This window comes from Jiangella alkaliphila, assembly GCF_900105925.1.
Classification (GTDB): Bacteria; Actinomycetota; Actinomycetes; order Jiangellales; family Jiangellaceae; genus Jiangella; species Jiangella alkaliphila.
In genome coordinates this window covers 352,167-369,514 of the sequence record NZ_LT629791.1, presented here as the reverse complement: position 1 = coordinate 369,514, position 17,348 = coordinate 352,167, and the positions used below count along the sequence as shown (strand labels likewise).

Here is a 17,348-nt window from a genome sequence, read left to right as displayed (position 1 = left end):
CAGAGCGAAAATACTTACCGCGTGGCGTCGGCCAGGCCGGTTAGGATGTGCAACCGGGGGAGGCGGAGCGATTGGCACACGATGTGGTGGCGGCCCTGCGCGGCGCGCTCCCGGGGCTGCCGCCGTCCGAGCGGCGCATCGCCGAGCACGTCATCGCCAGCCCGGCAGCGGTCGTCGACCAGACCATCACCGAGCTCGCGGCCAGTTGCTCGACGTCCATCGCGAGCGTCGTGCGCTTCTGCCGCAACGTCGGGTTCGCCGGCTACCGGGAGTTCCGGCGTGCGCTCGCCTCGTCGGTGGGCCGCGACGAGGTGTCGCTCAACCGGTTCGGGGTGTCCGACAGCGACATCGACCCGGACGACTCGGCCCGCGACGTCATCGCCAAGCTCGCCTTCCACGAGGCCCGGTCGATCGAGGCGACGGCCGAGGGCCTGGACGCGGACGCGCTGGACCACATCGCCGAGGCCGTCGTCGCCGCGCCGCGCACCGACGTCTACGGCGTCGCCTCCAGCGGGCTGGCCGCGGCCGATCTCCAGCACAAGCTGCACCGCATCGGGCTGACGTCCTACTACTGGAGCGACGCACACTTCGCGCTGATGAGCGCCGCCGTCCTCGAGCCGGGCTGCATCGCGATCGGCTTCTCCCACTCCGGCCTGACCGTGGAGATCGCCGAGTTCCTCACCGCCGCCCGCCGTGCCGGCGCCACCACGGCACTGATCACGAACTTCCGCAACTCCCCGATGGCCGAGAACGCCGACCACGTCCTCACGACGAGCACCAGCGAAACGGCCTACCGGCCGGCCAACATGTCCAGCCGCATCGCCCAGCTCGCCGTCGTGGACTTCCTGTTCGTGCGGATCGCCCAGCGCCTCTACCGGAGCTCGACACCGGAGTTGCAGTCCACCTACGACGCTGTGCAGCGTCATCGACTCGACAGGGGACGGCCGCCGTCCGCCGGGTGACCAGCGGTCGCTCGGCCGGCCGCACGGGCCTCCGCGGCCTCGCGCTGGCCGGCGATCTCGTCCTCGAACCGCCTCGCCAGGTCGGTGAGGTGCTCGAGGACGTCGGGATGGCGGTCCTTCAGGTCGTACGTCTCCGCCGGGTCCAGCTCGAGGTCGAACAGCTGCGGCAGTTCCCGGTCCTGGGCCCGGTTCGGGTCGCGGGGAAAGCGGTCGAGGTGCAGCTTCCACCTGCCTGACCGGACGGCGTTGAGCGTCCACCAGTGGAAGAAGAACAGCGGCCGCGGCTCCGGCACCGAACCGCCGGCGAGCAGGGCGGACACGTCGACCCCGTCGATCGGCCGGTCCTGCGGCACCGAACCGCCGGCCAGCCCGGCCAGGGTCGGCAGCAGGTCGAACAGGCAGGCCGGTTGGTCGGAAACCGCGCCGGCCGGGATGCGTCCGGGCCACCGCGCGACGAACGGGACCCGGATCCCGCCCTCGTACGTGTGCAGCTTGGTACCGCGGAGTCCGCCGGTGCTGCCCTCGAACCAGGGCCCGTTGTCGCTGGTCACCATCACCAGGGTGTCGTCGGCCAGGCCCAGGTCGTCGAGCGCGTCGAGCAGCCGGCCGACGTGGTGGTCCAGGCTCTCGACGACGTCGCCGTACCGGCCGCCGGCGGACCGGCCGCGGAACTCGGCCTCCACGTGCAGCGGGATGTGCGGCATGGTGTGCGCGAGGTAGACGAAGAACGGCCGGCCGGCCTCCTCGTTGCTGTGCCGCTCCATGAAGTCGATCGCGTGGTCGGTGTAGGCGCGGGTCAACGTCGCCTGGTCGACGTCGGCCGTGGAGATGTGCTCCCCTTCGAACAGCTCGACCGGGTGCATGTCGTTGCTGTAGAGCAGCCCGGCGTACTCGTCGAAGCCGTGCCGCGTCGGGTAGTGCTCGGGCCGGCACCCGAGGTGCCACTTGCCGAACATCGCCGTCCGGTACCCGGCGTCGCGGAGCAGCTCCGGCAGTGTGTGCTCCCACTCCGACAGGCCGGTGCCGTCGCGCGGGTTCAGCACCTTCGGCAGACCGACCCGCTGCGGATACCGGCCGGTCAGCAACGCCGCCCGCGACGGCGTGCACACGGCCGAGGCCGCGTACATGTGCCGCAGGGTGATCCCGCCGGCGGCGATCGAGTCGATCCGCGGCGTGTTCAGGATGGTGTTCCCCATGCAGCTCAGGTCGCCGTACCCGAGGTCGTCCATCACCACGAGGACGATGTTCGGCCGGCCGCTCATCGTGCCAGCGCCGGATCGTCGGTCTCGATCATCCATTCCTCCAGGCGCGCCGCGAGGTCGGCCTTGACCCGCGCGTGGGACGGATCCGCGGCGAGATCGCGCAGTTGCCAGGGGTCGTCGTCGAGGTCATAGAGCTCGTCGGCCGGTCGTGGCCGCAGGTGGTCGTCGCCCAGGCCCAGCCGCGACGGGCTGCGTTCGATGTCCCCTGACAGCCTCAGTGGTGTGCCCGGTTCGAGGTTGCGGATGTAGGCGTACCGGTCGGTGCGGATGCCCCGGATCGGGTCGTACTCGTCGTGGTGGTTCTTCTCGGCGAAGATCTCGGTGCGCCGCGGGCCGGGTTCGCCGCGCAGGGTGGCGGCGAAGCTTCGTCCCTGGATGAACGGCGGGACCTGCCCTCCGGCCAGCTCGAGCAGCGTGGGCAGCACGTCGACATGGCTGACCAGCCCGTCCGGGGCTCCCGCCGCGACCTTCCAGGAGCGCGGCGGCCGGGCGAGGAATGCCACCCGGATGCCGGGGTCGTACAGCGTGCCCTTCGCGCGCGGGAACGCAATCCCGTGGTCGGTGGTGAACAGGACCAGGGTGGAGCCGGCGAGGCCGGCCCGGTCGATGGCGTCCAGGACGCGGCCGGTGGCGGCGTCGGCGACCCGGATCGAGCCGAGGAACGCGGCCAGGTCCGCCCGCGTGTGGTCGTTGTCGAGCAGGAACGGCGGCACCTGGACCGTCGCCGGGTCCACCGGCGGGTACTCCTCCGCCGGATACGGCCGGTGCGTCTCGAAGAACCCGACCGTGAGGAAGAACGGCTCCGCCGGCGCCGCCTCCAGCCACTGCACCGCCTTCTCCGACACCGGGCCGCAGCGGGCCCGCCCGGCCGGCCACGCGTGGACCTCGTCGAAGCCGAGCCGGCACGGGTCGTGGCTCTCGTGCTGCTGACCGATCAGAGCGGTCCGGTAACCGAGCTCGGACAGCAGCGACGGTGCGGTCCGCTCGCCGGGCCGGTACTCCCAGCCCTGGTTGACCAGGCCCATCAACCCGTTGGTGTGTGGGTAGCGGCCGGTGAACAACGAGCCCCGGGCCGGGCTGCACAACGGTGTCGTGCAGAACGCCCGATCGAAGCGGAGACCGTCGGCAGCCAGCCGGTCCACCGCCGGACTCGTCACGTCACTGTGGCCGTACGCGCCCAGGTGAGTACCGACGTCGTGCCAGTGGATCAGCACCACGTTCGGACGCTCGGCCGAGATCATGCGCGGACCGCCGATCCGCAGGGGACGAGATCGGCGTGCACCTCGCCGAGGCCCTCGATCGCGCCGCGGACGACGACGCCGGCCGCGTACTCGTCCCGGGTGAGGACGAGCCGCGCCGCCGTCCACCCGAGCGTGATGACGTCGCCGGGGAACAGCGTGATCATGGCCGAGATGGTCTGGATCAGGTCGTCCGGGCCGGCGAGGTACGTCGACGTCGAGCCGGTCACCACCCGGTCACCGGCCTCCAGCGACATCGACCGGCCGCGCCAGTCGTGCTCGGGCAGCGGCACGACCCGCTCGCCCGTCACGTTGAACCCGTCGGCCCACCGGCCGTACATGGCGGGGATGCCGCGCTCGCCCGTCCGCGCCGGCTCCACGACGGCGTCGGCGAACGACCGGTCGCACAGCGAGATCATGGGCAGGTACCCGAGCACGACGTCGCGCCAGTCCGCCACGTTCGCCGCGAGCGCGCGGACGACGACGGCGAGCTCGATGCTCACGACGAGGTCCGTGGCGCGCGGCGGGATCTCGACCACGGATCCGCCGGCACCCAGCGAGCTGGCCGGGCCGTTGAGGAACCGCGGCACGTCGAGGCGGGGCAGTCCGTCGGTGTCCTCGGCGGTCTCGTGGTTGCCGAACGACGTGTAGAAGTGCCGGGCCGACCCGGCCGTCCAGGCCCCCGGCTCCAGGGCGGACGCGCCGGACGTCGCGACCTCCCGCACCGCATAGGACGGGTGCGCATTCAGTGGCACCGGTCCGTCGGCGACGGCCACCGGGTTCACCAGCGTCCCGACGTCCTCGATCTCGGCCTCCAGCCGCGTGGCCGGGTCGGCGACGTCGTCCGGGAGCACCGGCAGCCCGTCGACGCCCATCGTCGCGAAGTGGAGGACGTCGCCCGGGTACAGCGAGGCGAACGACGAGTACCAGGAGATGACCTGCTCGATCCCCAGCAGCGTCGCCCCGCTGTGCGCCCGGTCCCGCGTCCGCCCCGTCTGCCGGGTGTACATCAGCAGGTTGTACGGGTCCGCGACCTCGTCCTTCGTCACCAGGAACGGACCCATGGGCGCGAGCGTGTCGGCCTTCTTCCCGCCCCAGGAGGCGGTCGCCTGGTAGAGCCAGTCGCCGTAGCGCTCGGGCAGTGAGTAGCCGCGCCCGGCGTTGCCGGGGACGATCCCGTAGTAATAGGTGCCCGACACGTCGTTCACGACGGTGTAGCCGGCGACGTGGTCCATGGCCCGCTCCAGCGGGATGTACCGGCCGCCCTTGCCGATGACCACGGCCAGCTCGACGTTGTACGCCATCAGCGGCAGGTGGTTGCCGTTCCTGAACGTGACCGGCGCGCCGGGTCCGATCGCCGCGCCCTGCGGCCGCTGGTGCCCGAGCGGGAACAGGTTGATGAGGCGGGTGTTCGGGTTGTTCCGCACGAACGACGGGGCGTTCGCGACCAGTCCCCAGTAGAGCCGTGGCCGGGGGATCGGCGCCAGCAGCTCGACGTCGTCCACCGCCGCCCCGGCCCTCGGCAGCAGCGTCGCGTCCGACCGCGCCACGAACCGCTCCACGTAGGCGACCAGCCGCGACAGCGCGGCCATGCCGTCGTCCTCGAGCGCGAGGAACTCCACGAGCGTGGCCGGCCAGTCGTCCCCGCGGAACCGGGGACGACTGGCGACCAGGCCCGAGGACGGGATCGACGCGTACCGGGCGAGGAACGCCTCGGCCCGCGCGGGTTCCACCACCCACGCTCGCCCGGTGGCCGGCTCGTCGACGACGAACCCCCACCGTTCGGAGCCGTCGTCGACGAGGTAACTGGACAGCCGCACGCGTCGGTCCCTTCCGGTCTCAGGAGTTCCGGAGCGCCCCGCCCAGCGGCAGGCGCCGCCAGGTCGTGCCGTCGCCGATGGCCAGCACGCCGGCACCGGTCGACGCGTCCTGCACCAGGGCCACCCGGCCCGCGGCCGGCTCCGGCAGGTCGGCCGCCGCCACGACCGAGAGCTGCAGATCGTACGCGTAGACGGTGCGGATCTTGCGGTCCGCCGACCCGATGTCGCGAGCGTTGTCGACCGTGGGGGACAGGCCGTTGATGTCCACCCGCATCGCCGCGACACCGTTGGCGTTGTTCGTCGAGCAGAGCAGTTCGACGGCGGCCGCGCCGGTCGTGTTGGCCGGGACGACGCGCACCCCGCCCTTGACCCCGGGGCCGGCGCCGACCGCCTGTTCCGACGCGGCGACGAAGCTGCCGTACGCGTCGGTCCCGGGTGTGGGCGCCGTCGTCGCGCGGACGACCAGCGCGCCGTTCTTCGCCGCGCTGAGCTCGTGCTGGCGGGCGCCGGCGCCGCGCCGTTCGATGTAGTTGTCCGCCCCGAACGCGTCGGCGTACACGACGGCGCTGCTGCCGTCGACGACGTTGCCCACGATCGTCGAGCCGGACACGGTCCCGATGACCCGCACCGGGGGTGCACCGGCGACGGTGTTCGCGCCGAAGGCGTTGCCCATCACCGACAGGCCGGTGGCATGCCCGTTGACCCGGACCGCGCCCCAGCGTTCCTCGGCGACCAGATTCCAGTTGTCGAACGAGTTCGCCGAGACCGTCACCTCCGCGACCGCCGCCGCGAAGTAGACCGGAGATCCGTCGACCCAGTTGAAGCTGTTCCCGGTGATCGTCACGTTGCGCGCCGTCGCCTCGGGACGGAACTCGATCGCGTGTCGCGGCCGGGCGCCCCCGCCCGGGTTCCCGCCGCCGAGGACGTTGCCGGTGAAGGTGAGGTTGGTGCCACCGGACTTGATCGAGATCACCGACGCGTCGGTGGCGTTGGTGGCCCCGTTCTCGACGACGTTGCCGGAGAACGTCGAGTTGATGATCCCGCCGGTGAACAGCCGCCGGCCGATGTCGAGGACGTTGTTGGCGATGATCGCGCCGCGGAAGTTGTGGGCGTCGGCTCCGGTCGTCGTGATCGCGAAGCTCATGCTGTGGAAGTGGTTGCCCTCGATGAGCCACTTGCGCATCCCGTACGGCAGGACGTGGACGTTGTCGCCCTTGACGCCGTCGACCGGCCAGGAGATCTCCAGCCCGATGTTGCCGACCGCGACGAGGTTGTTCGTGAAGACCATGCCCCGGCCCACGTGCTTCGCGGCGATGTTGAAGTCGACGAACGTGCACTCGGTGATCGTCGCGTCCATGTCGTCGCTGTTCGAGATGCCCTCGCCGAGGCTGTCGTCCCGCTTGGTCTGGACGGCGACGGCGTTCTGCCGGCTGGGGTCGACCACGAAGGCGAGGCCCCGGAACGCGGCCAGCGGGGCGCCGCACGCGATGGCGGTGCCGTCGAAGTCGACGTCGATGAGCGACGTCCGCGAGCCCATGGTGCCGGCGCCGGCCAGGACGATGCGGTTGAAGTTCGCGCCCCCGAGATGCTCGACGTCGGGGATGACGAGGGTGCGGGTGACGCGGTAGGTGCCGGGCGGGAAGTACACGATCTTGTTCAGTGCGGCCTGTTGCGCGTCGATGGCCTGCTGGATGGCGGCGGTGTCGTCGGCGACGCCGTCACCGGCAGCGCCGAAGTCCTGCGGAGTGGTGGCGCCGGTCAGGTCCATGGCCGGCGCTGCCTGCGCCGAGGTGCTGACGGCGCCCAGGGTCGCGGTGGCGAGACCCGCGACACCGGCGGTGCGGAGGAGGTGACGTCTGTCGACAGTCGTACCCATGCTGCTGTTCCCCTTCGTTGGAGTAGCCGGTCCCTCGTGCGGTGCCGTGAATCCCCCGTGCGCGTCAGTAGCCCTTGACCTCGGGCCACGCCAGCTCGAACCCGTCGGAGCGGAGCTCGTGCTGGAACGTCGCGAGCCTCCTCTCGTCGGCGCGGACCTGGTCCGGTGTCAGCGAGTGGGCCAGGCAGTGCGCGGCCAGGGCGCCGGCGGCCTCGCCGATGTTCCACTCGACCGGATGGAGCCGGTAGCAGCCGTTGGTGATGTGTGTCGTGCCGAGGTTCTTCCCGGCGGCGAGCAGGTTGCTCATGCGCACCGGCAGCAGCGCGCCGAGCGGGATCTGGAACGGGCTGCTCGGCACGTCGAGGTAGTTGTCGCCCCCGGTGGAGGGGTGCAGGTCGATCCGGTACATGCCCACCCCGACCGAGTCCGGGTAGTGCACCGCGCCGGCGTCGCCGCGCACGGCGAGCGACAGGTCCTGCTCGACGACGGTCGTCTGAGCCCGGATGCGCCTGGACTCGCGGATGTAGGGGGCCATGGCCAGGCCGTCGGCGGTGCCCATGACGTCCGGCCGGAGCCGGAGGCCGGGCCAACCAGTGCCGCCGTCGGGACGCGGCGCGTCGGTCTGCAGCCAGAACAGCATGCTCAGCGACAGCTGCCGAGCCCCGTCCAGGTGCTTGTCGCGCTCGGCGTCGGAGACCCCCACCAGCGGCCCGGGCAGGTAGTCGATCATCGGCCAGTTGACGACGGTGACGTCGCTCGCGGCGAAGCCCGGCTCGTACTGCTCGCGCGCGAAGATGCGGCGGAAGACCCAGAGGTCCCGGTCGCCCGGGTCGGCGCTCTGGTCGGCGACGATCGGGCCGGCGTGGCCGTGCGGGACGAACGTGCGGGTGAGTGGCTCGAGGGTCCGCGGATCCGGCGCGGTGAGACTCAGCAGCCGGTCCGGCCAGACGCCGGGCCGGTAGTCCCGCCAGAAGCCGTACTGGTCCGGCCGCTCGATCGTGTGGTCCTCGCCGTCGCGGTGCTCGACGGCGAACACCCACGAGAACGCCTGCTGGTTGAGCGGCTGGGCCTCGCCCGGCGCGCTGGGCTCGCCGGTGTCGGCCGAGGACTCGAACCCGGTGACGTGCTCGACGCCGGCCAGCGGCAGGAGGTCGCCGAGCTCGGTGCCGTCGAGGACGAACGGCGCCTCGACGGTCACCGCGTCCCCTGATGCCGAGGCGACGGTGACGGCGGCGATCCGGTCGCCGTCGACGTGCGCGGCGACGGCTCGGTGCCCGGTCAGCACCCGCAACGTACCGGCCGACCGGTACGGCGCCAGCATGCCCTCGAGGACGGCGAGCGCGGCCCGCGGCTCGTGGCACAGCCGGCTCACCCGGCCCAGACCCGGGTTCAGGTCCGGTTGCCGCAGCGCCGCCGAGGTCAGCGGGTACCACGTCCGGTAGTACTGCCGGACCCCCTCGCGGAACGCCCGGTAGGACCGGGTGCAGCCGAACTGCTCGATCCACGGGTGCTCGTCGGGCGGGACCGCCTGGCTGGTGAGCTGCCCGCCGAGCCACTCGTACTCCTCGGTCACGATCACCGACCGGCCGCGTCGCAGTGCCGCCAGAGCCGCCGCGACCCCGCCCACACCTCCGCCGACGATCAGCACGTCGGCGTGGAGGTTCTGTACGTCACTCACCTGATCCCGCTCCTCGGGTCGCCTGGGACGTCGCGCCCGTGCCCTCCAGGTCGTGGGCGGCGCCCAACAACTGCTGGGTGTAGGGATGGGCCGGCGCCGTGAACAGCTGCTCGGCCGAGGCGGACTCGACCAGCTCGCCCGTCCTCATCACCGCCACGCGGTCCGCGATCTGGCGCACCACCGCGAGGTCATGCGTGATGAACAGGATCGACAGGTCGTGCGTGCGCTGGAGGTCGACGAGCAGCCGCAGGATCTGCGACTGGACGGACACGTCCAGGGCCGACACCGCCTCGTCGCAGACCAGCAGCCGCGGCTGCAGGGCCAGCGCCCGGGCGATGCTGACCCGCTGGCGCTGGCCGCCGGACAACGCCGACGGGCGGCGGTCGGCGAGGCCGGCGTCGAGACCGACGTCGGCGAGCACCTGCGCCAGCGCCTGCCGTCGATCGCCTTCCGGCGCGACGGCGGGATGGACTTTCCAGGCCTCGCGGATGATCGCGGCCACGGTCATCCGCGGGTTCAGCGACGAGCCCGGGTCCTGGAACACCATCTGGACGGCGCGCTGCAGCTCCGCGGGCCGCTTGTCGATCGGCCCGAGCGGCCGGCCCTCATACGTGATGGTGCCCTCCTGCGGGCGGACGAGTCCGAGCACGCAGCGCGCGACGGTCGACTTCCCCGAGCCGGACTCGCCGACCAGAGCCAGCGTCTCGCGCGCACCGATGTCCAGGTCGACACCGTTCACGGCCTGGACGACCGTCCGCGCCCCGCGCAGCGACCGGCGGGGTCCGGGGAACGCCACCCGCAGGCCGCGGATCTCCAGGACGGGCCCGCTCACGACTCGACCTTTTCGGCGAGGTGGCAGGCGCTGAACCGACCGGTCTCGACCTCGCGCAGCACCGGCACGTCTGTGCGGCAGCGATCCACCGCCAGCGGGCAGCGCGGGTGGAACGCGCACCCGCCGGGCCGGTCGAACGGGTTGGCCGGGGCGCCCTGCAACGGCTCGGCGATCGCCGACTTCGTGCTCACCGCCGGGACGTTGTTGGCCAGCGCCCGGGTGTACGGGTGCCGCGGGTGCTCCAGCACCTCCCGTGCCGGGCCGCGTTCGGCGACCCGGCCGGCATACATGACCACGATGTCGTCGGCGACGTGCGCCATGACCCGCAGGTCGTGGCTGACCAGGAGCATCGCCATGCCCTCCTGGTCGCGCAGGTCCGCCAGCAGGCGGAGGATGCGCGCCTGCGTCGTGACGTCGAGCGCGGTCGTCGGCTCGTCGGCGATGATCAGCTGCGGCTCGCCGGCCAGCGCCATCGCGATCATCACCCGCTGCCGCATCCCGCCGGACAGCTCGTGCGGGTACACGTCGATCCGCTGCTCCGGGTTCGGGATGCCGACGCGGTCCAGCAGCTCCAGCACCCGGGTGCGGACCTGCTGACGCGGCCGCCCGGCACGCCGCAGGATCTCGCCGACCTGCCGCCCGACGGTCTGGATCGGGTTCAGCGCGGCCAGCGGGTCCTGGAAGATCACCCCGATCTCGCGGCCGCGGACCTGCCGGATCCGGCGCGCGGCCGCGGCCAGCAGATCGTCCGACCTCCACGTGATGCGACCCGCCGTCTCGGCCCCGGGCGGCAGCAGCCCGACGATGGCCATCGCGCTCATCGTCTTGCCGCTGCCGGACTCCCCGATGAGGCCGGTCGTGCGGCCGGCGTCCACCGCGAACGACACGCCGTCGAGGACGGTCCCCGCGCCGGCGCCCGACGGCAGGACGACGTCGAGATCCTCCACCTGGAGCAACTGATCAGTCACCCGAGACCGCGACCTCGTCGAAGTAGGGCAGGCCGTCGGGGACGGGCTCGAAGCCCTCGACGCCGGTCCGCCACGCGTACGGCTGCTCGACGAACATCGGGTACATGCCGACCGCGTCGTTCCAGATGATCTCGATCGCCTGCGCGTACAGGTCCTCGCGCTGGGCCTTGTCGCTGGTCGCGCCGGCCTCGGCGAGGATCTGGTCGAGCTCCTCGTTGCAGTAGCCGATGCGGTTCGCCGCGCAGGTGTAGAGGCGGCCCAGGTTGGTCGCCGCGTCGAAGCCCTGCGAGCCGAGCTGCTGCAGGTTCATGTCCCACTCCAGCGCCAGCAGGTCCTCGAGGAAGACCGCCTGCTCCTTCTCCAGCGGCTCGACGGTGACGCCGATCTCGGCGAGGTCCGAGACCACCGCGTCGACGAAGTTGCGGAAGTTCGCCTGCGAGAACTGCCACCGGATCACGGTGTTGTAGTCGAAGCCGGCCGCGTCCAGTGCGGCCTTGGCGGCGTCGGGGTCGTACTCCACCGGCTCCTGCGGCGCGTACCCGAGCACCGGAGGGCTGACCGGCGAGTCCGCCGGCGTTCCGGTCTCCGGGTACAGCGAGGCGATGATCGACTCGAAGTCGACCGCCTGCCAGAGCGCCCGGCGGACGGCGGGGTCCTGCAGCGCCGGGGTGGAGGCATTCATCCACATGGTGATGACGCCCGGGCTCGGGACGTTCTCGACGGTGATGTTGGAGTCGGAGGTGAGCTGGGTGATCTGGTCGTCGGGCATGCCCCAGGTGACGTCCACCTCGCCGGTCTGCAGCGCCGTCATCCGCGCCGCCACCTCGGGGATCGACTGGAACTCCAGCGAGTCCAGCGTCGCCTCGCCGTCCCAGTAGCCCGGGTTCGGCGCGAGCTGCAGCGTCGCCCCCGGCTCGAACGACTCCACGACGAACGGGCCGGACCCGATCGGGTCCTGGAAGAAGCCCTCCTGCGCGGCGGCCTGCGGCGTCACGAAGAACGACGAGATCTTGCCGAGGAACGCCGCGTCCGGGGTCGGGGACGTGAAGACCACGGTCGACTCGTCGGGCGCGGCCACGGTGTAGCCGCCGAAGTTGCCGGCCAGCGGACCTTCCCCGGCCATGACCCGCTCGAACGACGTCACCACGTCGGTCGCCGTCACGGGGGTGCCGTCGGAGAACTCGACGCCCGCGCGCAGCGTGAACGTCCACACGCTGGCGTCGGCGCTGGGCTCCCACGTCTCCGCGAGCTCGCCCTCGAACTCGCCGGGACCGGTGCTGACGACGAGCTGGCTGAAGATCGCCCGGGCCGCCAGCTGCGTCCCGGCGTCCATGCTGGCCGGGCCGTGCGGGTCGAGGTTCTCGATCGGGATCGGCCCGGCGACGGTCAGGTCGCCGCCCGTGGCGCCGCCGGTCTCGCCGGCCGGCGACGCGGGGTCGTCGGACGAGCAGGCGGCCGCCACCATGAGCAGCGCGACCGCGCCTGCGGCCGTCGAGAGCGAACGCCGTGTGCGCATTCTCATTGCAGGAGTCCTTTCGTCGTGGAAAGACAGAGGCCGGCGGGCTAGTCGCGCTTGCGCGTGAACCGCCGGGTGAGCTTGTCGCCGACCAGCCCGATGCAGACGACCAGGACGGTGAGCGCGATACCGGGGAAGACCGTGATCCACCACGCCGTGGCGAGGTGCTCCCGGCCGCCGGCGATGGCCTGGCCCCACGACACGATGTGCGGGGGGAGTCCGAGACCGAGGAAGCTCAGGGCCGCTTCGGACAGCACGGCCGACGCGAGCTCGATGGTGGCCAGGGCGACGACCGACCCGGCCAGGAACGGCACGATGTGCCGGGTGAGCGTGGCGGGCTTGGAGACCCCCATGATCCGGGCGGCGTCGACCCAGTCGCGCTCCCGGGTGGACATCGTGATGCTGCGCGACAGCCGGGCGAAGCCGACCCAGCCGCCGACCGACAGCGCGATGATCACGACCCCCATGCCGCGCTCGAGCAGCCCGGCGATGACGATCGCGAGCAGGATGCCCGGGAACGCCATGAGGATGTCGACGGTCCGCGAGATGGCCGCGTCGGGCAGCCCGCCGAAGTACCCCGCGATCGCACCGAGCGCGACGCCGAGCAGGCTGCAGATCGTCACCACGGCGGCGCCGATGAGGAACGACGTCCGCGCGCCGTACACGACCTGCGCCAGCACGTCGCGGCCGACGGCGTCGGTGCCCAGCCAGGCCGTTCCGGACTCCGTCTGCGACCCCGGAGCCAGCAGCCGCTCGGTCACCTCGGTGGCCACGGGGTCGTAGTCGATGAGGAACGGGCCGATCGCCGCGACCAGCACGTAGATGCCGATGACCACGTACGGGACGGCGGCCAGCGGCCGGCGGCGCTGGCGCCGGGCCGGAGCCGTCGCCGGGCCGGGCGGGGGCGCGGGCTCGGGCCCGGTGAGCAGGATGTCCGACTGGGTCATCGGCGCGCCTCCAGACGGATCCGCGGGTCGAGCCTGGCGTTGACGACGTCGGCGGCGAGGTTGAGGACGATCACGCACAGCGCGATCAGGACCGTCGCGGCCTGGACGACGGCGTAGTCGCGGTTGCCGACCGCGCTCACCAGCAGCGACCCGAGCCCGGGCCACGCGAACACGGTCTCGATGATCACCGCGCCGCCGAGCAGCGTCCCGACCTGCAGGCCGACCACCGTCACCACGGGGATCATCGAGTTCTTCAGGACGTGGCCGGTGAGCACCTGCGTCTCGGTGAGGCCCTTCGACCGGGCGGTGTTGACGAAGGCCTCGGACATCGTCTCGGCCACGCCGCTGCGGGTCATGCGCGCCACGAGCGCGGTGAACGGGATCGACAGCGTCACCGCGGGCAGGACGAGGTTGGAGAGGCTGCCGCCGCCGGCGCTCGGCAGCACCTGCAGCTGCAGCGCGAAGATCAGGATGAACATGATGCCGACCCAGAACGGCGGCAGCGCCTGCAGGCCGAGCGTGACCGTCGAGACGGCGCGGTCCAGCGCGCTGCCGGGGTTCTTGCCGGCGAGGACGCCGAGCACGAGGCCGGCGACGATCGCGATCACCGTGGCGGCCAGGGTCAGCTGGATGGTCGCGGGGAACCGCTCGAGCACCTGGTCCATGGCCGGGCGCCCGAACCGGTAGGACTCGCCGAAGTCGAGCCGCACGACGTCGCCGAGGTACGAGAGGTACTGCACCAGGAGCGGCTGGTCGAGGCCGAGGCTCTGCCGCAGGGCCTCGATCTCCTCCGCGCTCGCGTCCGGGCCGAGGGCCACGGTGGCCTGGTCGCCGGGCGCGAGCCGGACGACGATGAAGACCGCCGTGACGACGCCCCAGATGGTCAGCAGGCCGATCGCCAGCCGCCGGACGATGAAGTAGCTCATCGCGCCACCCCCGCCGGCGGTGCGGCGACCGAGTCGCCTGGGATCGGGGTACAGGCCACGTTCAGCTGCCGCGGCCCGCCGTCCTCGTCGTCCAGCAGGTCCAGGAGCAGCCGGACGGCTTCGCGGCCCATCTGCTCGCGGTGCAGCGAGAACCGGGTCCAGTCGCGGGCGTCCTCGCCGAGCGCCGGGTCGCCGAGCAGGACCACCGAGCAGTCCTCGGGGATGCGGGCGCCGGCCGCGGCCGCCGCCCGCTCCACCGCCACGATCGTCGAGTCGTCCTCGCTCGGCTCCACCAGCAGGGCCGTCACACCGGCCGACAGCCAGTCGCGCAGCAGGTCGCCGGTCACCGTCCCGGAATCGTCGACGATGCACCCGTCGGCGGGGATCCCGGCGTCGCCGAGACCCAGGCGGAAGCCGGTCTCGCGGTCCCGGGTCGGTTCCTGTCCGTCGCTCAGCTTCAGGTACGCCATGCGCCGGTGCCCGAGCCGGGCCAGCTCCCGCACCACGGCACTGGTGGCACCCACATAGTCCGCGGCGACGTAGGACAGCTCCTCGCCGGGGACCTCGCGGCGTCCGATGAACACGAACGGGAAATCCTCCTGCACCAGCGCCGCCAGGTCGTCGCGGTGCAGGTGCCGCCCCAGCAGCACGCAGCCGTCGGCCACCTTCAGCCGGTTGACGCCGCCCGCGTAGATGCGCCGGTCGGTACCCGAACTGGCCGAACTGAACAGCAGCAGGTCGTAGCCGTACTCAGCGGTCGCCTCCTCGACACCGAGGAGGAACGGGAAGTAGAAGTCGCGCTGGCCGACCGGGAAGACGGGTTCGAACGTGTAGAGACCGAGCATGCGGTTGCGTCCGCCCTTGAGCCTGCGCGCCGCCGCGTTGACCGTGTAGCCGAGCTCGGCGGCCGCGCGGAGCACCGCCCGGCGGGTGCCCTCGGCGACCTGCTCGCGGGCGGCGCCGCCACTGATCACCAGCGAGACCGTCGCCTGGGACACCCCCACACGACGGGCGATGTCCACCTGCGTGGGCCGCCGCCGTTGCGCTGCCATCTGAGTCCTTAATACGTATTGGAAGCTCGATGGGCGCTCACGTTACGGATGCATGACATGGAACGTCAAGAGTCAGATGTGCGACGTAGGTGCAGTATTCGCCATGCGCATCATCACGTCACGGACGAACGGGCCTGACCGCCGGGCGGTGGTGGGGTGTTCGCCCGCGGGGGCGCTTTTGGGGTGATTTCCTGTGCTGGCGGACATCGCCGGGCCGTGTTTGTCGATTTCGCACTCGATGGCCAATGCGGGCCATTTCTGCGGGTGTGTCGGGTGCTGGTGGCTCGCTTATCGAATGAGTGAGCCCGCTGGCCAGAGCGAATAACGATCTTGAGGTGTGCGTTGTGCGATTTGGTTTTCGGTCGAGTTCAATTGAGTTCTCACGCCGTGTATCATGAGTGTGGGGGCGCCTATTCGCCGATATGGCGCGCAGGTGAATACCAGCGGGCCTCGCTCGTCATCGGAGGGCCGCCGCGGGGCCGCCGCAACCGTGGCGCCGTCCGAACCGCCTCGTGCGCTCCGCCGGGTGTTCGCCTGCCCGGAATGTCCATGCGCCCCCGAGCGGGTCGCCGATCACCTCGGCATCGATCATGAGGGTCTGGCGACAGCGGCGCGGGAGGGGCTGGGACGGCCAAGCCGTCGAACGGTGCGCGGTCAGGCGGCAGGCGCCCTTAGTTTGACCTCTAAGCCACTTTAGAGCCGATCTAAGCCACCCACCCAGGGATAGATCTTCGCCGGCCGGGCCAGCTCGACTTGGGTGAGGTCGCGCCCGACCCGCAGCTCGCGCAGGTGCCCGGCGACTACCGCGACGGGCGTGCGGTCGCGCGCTGCCTCCCGCGCTAGCGCTCGCTGGTGCGCGCGTCACGCAAGTGCAGCTCCTTGCCGACGCGCCACACCGGGCGGTAGCCGTCGCTCACGGCGCCGCCTTCCCGTTCTCGTCGCCGGGGTGCCGTGTCGAGCCGATGACGCGAATGCCGTACTGGTCGATCACGTGCGTGACGTGGTAGTGCTTGTCGGCGTGGCCTTGGGCGGCCTGCTCGGCGTTGCTGTACGACGAGAACGCGCGCCCGGAGTTCCTGCAGCGCGGGCAGTGTGCCCGGTACGCCGGTGCCCAGCGCCGCCCGGTGGCCTCCTGCTCCTGAGTGGTCACCCGCCGCGTCGCGCCCGCGCCCTGACGAGGCCGCGCCCCCACTGCTCCGCCCAGGTCGCCCACACGCACGGCCACTCCTGGCCACAGTCCCGACAGGACGTGCGACGGCGCGGGATCCACCCGCCGCCCGGCTGGTGAGCCGACAGCAGCTGGGCGGCGTAGGCGTCGACACGCTCAGGCGACCAGTCGACGAGGCCGTGCCCCTGCACGCGAGCCGTGAACATGGCGGCAAGGTAAGGCAGGCGGAGCGGCGCTGCGAAGGGTGTTTGCACGAGTCTGCAGGAACCCGCCCATGAGCTTGACCCGGCAGTCGGCGCAGCGTCAGGCTCGATGCAAGCTCGTGCAAACGACGACGAAGGGCGGCGTCATGGCGTTGAAGTTCCTCGGGATCTTCCCGGATACCCCAACGAACGATTCTCCGACGATCTGGCTCGACGACGCGACGGGAGACTTGGTCATCCAGTCCTGGACGGCGGACGAAGAGACCGTCACGGAGGCTCAGAGGGTGGGCTCGATCCCCGGCCACTCCACGGAGATTCCGGCACACGAGTCGATGATTCGGCTGCCGGCCGTGATGCGCCAATACCTGCCGGGGCCGGAGGGCGCCGATCAGTGATCGCCTTCGACGAACTGCTGGCTCAAGCCCAGCGCTCGGCTGTGCACCTGGAGATGCGCGACTCGTACATGCTCGACGATCCGACGTTCGTCGCCTGGCAGCGAGGCGAGACGATGGACCCGGTCGAGCAGTGGCGCCCGTGGGTGGAGCTGGTGCAAGCAGCGCTCGCGCGGGGTGTGGCCATTCGACGTGCGCGCATCATCTCCGAACCGGTCAGCGCCTACGTACGGTGGGAGTACGAGACCACGACCATGAACGTCGAAGCCGGCGAACAGGTGCGGTGGCTACCGCGCCGGCGAGCCACGGACATTCCTCTGCCGGGGAACGACTTCTGGCTCTTCGACGATAGCCCGGTGCTCGTGAACCACTTCGACGGGAACGGTCAGAAACCTGATCTTGGCTACGAACTGATCGACGACGATCCGACGCTGGCCAAGCTCTGCGCCTCGGCGTTCGAAGCGGTGTGGGAGCGGGCCATCCCCCACGAGGAGTACCGCCCTTGAAC

Annotated in this window: 16 protein-coding genes; 3 read left to right on the top strand and 13 right to left on the bottom strand. The window is 71.4% G+C overall.

Annotated elements, in window-relative coordinates:
• Positions 1 to 71 precede the first annotated feature (71 nt).
• Positions 72 to 962, top strand: coding sequence for a MurR/RpiR family transcriptional regulator (locus BLV05_RS01745; protein ID WP_052762096.1), 891 nt, complete (start codon positions 72 to 74; stop codon positions 960 to 962).
• Here BLV05_RS01745 and BLV05_RS01740 read toward each other — a convergent pair.
• The 13 genes from BLV05_RS01740 to BLV05_RS01680 form a co-directional block, all read right to left on the bottom strand.
• The gene (locus tag BLV05_RS01740; protein WP_052762097.1) at positions 923 to 2,224 is read right to left on the bottom strand and encodes a sulfatase family protein; all 1,302 of its coding nucleotides are present in this window, start codon (positions 2,222 to 2,224) and stop codon (positions 923 to 925) included. The genes BLV05_RS01745 and BLV05_RS01740 overlap by 40 nt on opposite strands.
• Positions 2,221 to 3,465, bottom strand: coding sequence for a sulfatase family protein (locus tag BLV05_RS01735; RefSeq protein WP_052762098.1), 1,245 nt, complete (start codon positions 3,463 to 3,465; stop codon positions 2,221 to 2,223). The genes BLV05_RS01740 and BLV05_RS01735 overlap by 4 nt, the downstream gene beginning before the upstream one ends.
• Positions 3,462 to 5,282, bottom strand: a complete 1,821-nt coding sequence (locus tag BLV05_RS01730) for a fumarylacetoacetate hydrolase family protein (protein ID WP_046766690.1) — start codon at positions 5,280 to 5,282, stop codon at positions 3,462 to 3,464. Before BLV05_RS01730 ends, BLV05_RS01735 begins: the two co-directional genes overlap by 4 nt.
• Before the next feature lie 19 nt (positions 5,283 to 5,301).
• Positions 5,302 to 7,158 (bottom strand): glycosyl hydrolase family 28-related protein, encoded by a 1,857-nt coding sequence (locus tag BLV05_RS01725; protein ID WP_046766691.1) that lies wholly within the window; start codon positions 7,156 to 7,158, stop codon positions 5,302 to 5,304.
• A 64-nt stretch (positions 7,159 to 7,222) separates the two neighbouring features.
• The gene (locus tag BLV05_RS01720; RefSeq protein WP_046766692.1) at positions 7,223 to 8,836 is read right to left on the bottom strand and encodes an FAD-dependent oxidoreductase; all 1,614 of its coding nucleotides are present in this window, start codon (positions 8,834 to 8,836) and stop codon (positions 7,223 to 7,225) included.
• The gene (locus BLV05_RS01715; protein WP_052762099.1) at positions 8,829 to 9,668 is read right to left on the bottom strand and encodes an ATP-binding cassette domain-containing protein; all 840 of its coding nucleotides are present in this window, start codon (positions 9,666 to 9,668) and stop codon (positions 8,829 to 8,831) included. Before BLV05_RS01715 ends, BLV05_RS01720 begins: the two co-directional genes overlap by 8 nt.
• A complete protein-coding gene (locus tag BLV05_RS01710; RefSeq protein ID WP_046766693.1) occupies positions 9,665 to 10,636 on the bottom strand; it encodes an ABC transporter ATP-binding protein in 972 nt (323 codons plus the stop codon). Before BLV05_RS01710 ends, BLV05_RS01715 begins: the two co-directional genes overlap by 4 nt.
• Complete coding sequence (locus BLV05_RS01705; protein WP_082154904.1) at positions 10,629 to 12,158, bottom strand: ABC transporter substrate-binding protein; 1,530 nt, start codon at positions 12,156 to 12,158, stop codon at positions 10,629 to 10,631. The genes BLV05_RS01710 and BLV05_RS01705 overlap by 8 nt, the downstream gene beginning before the upstream one ends.
• A gap of 41 nt (positions 12,159 to 12,199) precedes the next feature.
• A complete protein-coding gene (locus BLV05_RS01700; protein ID WP_052762101.1) occupies positions 12,200 to 13,099 on the bottom strand; it encodes an ABC transporter permease in 900 nt (299 codons plus the stop codon).
• Positions 13,096 to 14,025 (bottom strand): ABC transporter permease, encoded by a 930-nt coding sequence (locus tag BLV05_RS01695; protein WP_046766694.1) that lies wholly within the window; start codon positions 14,023 to 14,025, stop codon positions 13,096 to 13,098. The genes BLV05_RS01700 and BLV05_RS01695 overlap by 4 nt, the downstream gene beginning before the upstream one ends.
• A complete protein-coding gene (locus BLV05_RS01690) occupies positions 14,022 to 15,077 on the bottom strand; it encodes a LacI family DNA-binding transcriptional regulator (RefSeq protein WP_046766695.1) in 1,056 nt (351 codons plus the stop codon). Before BLV05_RS01690 ends, BLV05_RS01695 begins: the two co-directional genes overlap by 4 nt.
• Before the next feature lie 913 nt (positions 15,078 to 15,990).
• Positions 15,991 to 16,227: a hypothetical protein gene (locus BLV05_RS01685; RefSeq protein WP_046766696.1), complete on the bottom strand. Its 237-nt coding sequence runs from the start codon at positions 16,225 to 16,227 to the stop codon at positions 15,991 to 15,993.
• Positions 16,224 to 16,451, bottom strand: coding sequence for a hypothetical protein (locus BLV05_RS01680; RefSeq protein ID WP_152690558.1), 228 nt, complete (start codon positions 16,449 to 16,451; stop codon positions 16,224 to 16,226). The genes BLV05_RS01685 and BLV05_RS01680 overlap by 4 nt, the downstream gene beginning before the upstream one ends.
• Positions 16,452 to 16,594: 143 nt before the next feature.
• On the opposite strand from BLV05_RS01680, the gene BLV05_RS01675 reads away from it, so the two are divergent.
• Both BLV05_RS01675 and BLV05_RS01670 read left to right on the top strand, forming a co-directional pair.
• On the top strand, positions 16,595 to 16,843 hold the full coding sequence (locus BLV05_RS01675; protein ID WP_046766842.1) for a hypothetical protein: 249 nt from the start codon (positions 16,595 to 16,597) through the stop codon (positions 16,841 to 16,843).
• Entirely contained in the window at positions 16,840 to 17,346 is a 507-nt protein-coding gene (locus tag BLV05_RS01670; protein WP_046766698.1) for a DUF6879 family protein, read from the top strand. The genes BLV05_RS01675 and BLV05_RS01670 overlap by 4 nt, the downstream gene beginning before the upstream one ends.
• Positions 17,347 to 17,348 lie beyond the last annotated feature (2 nt).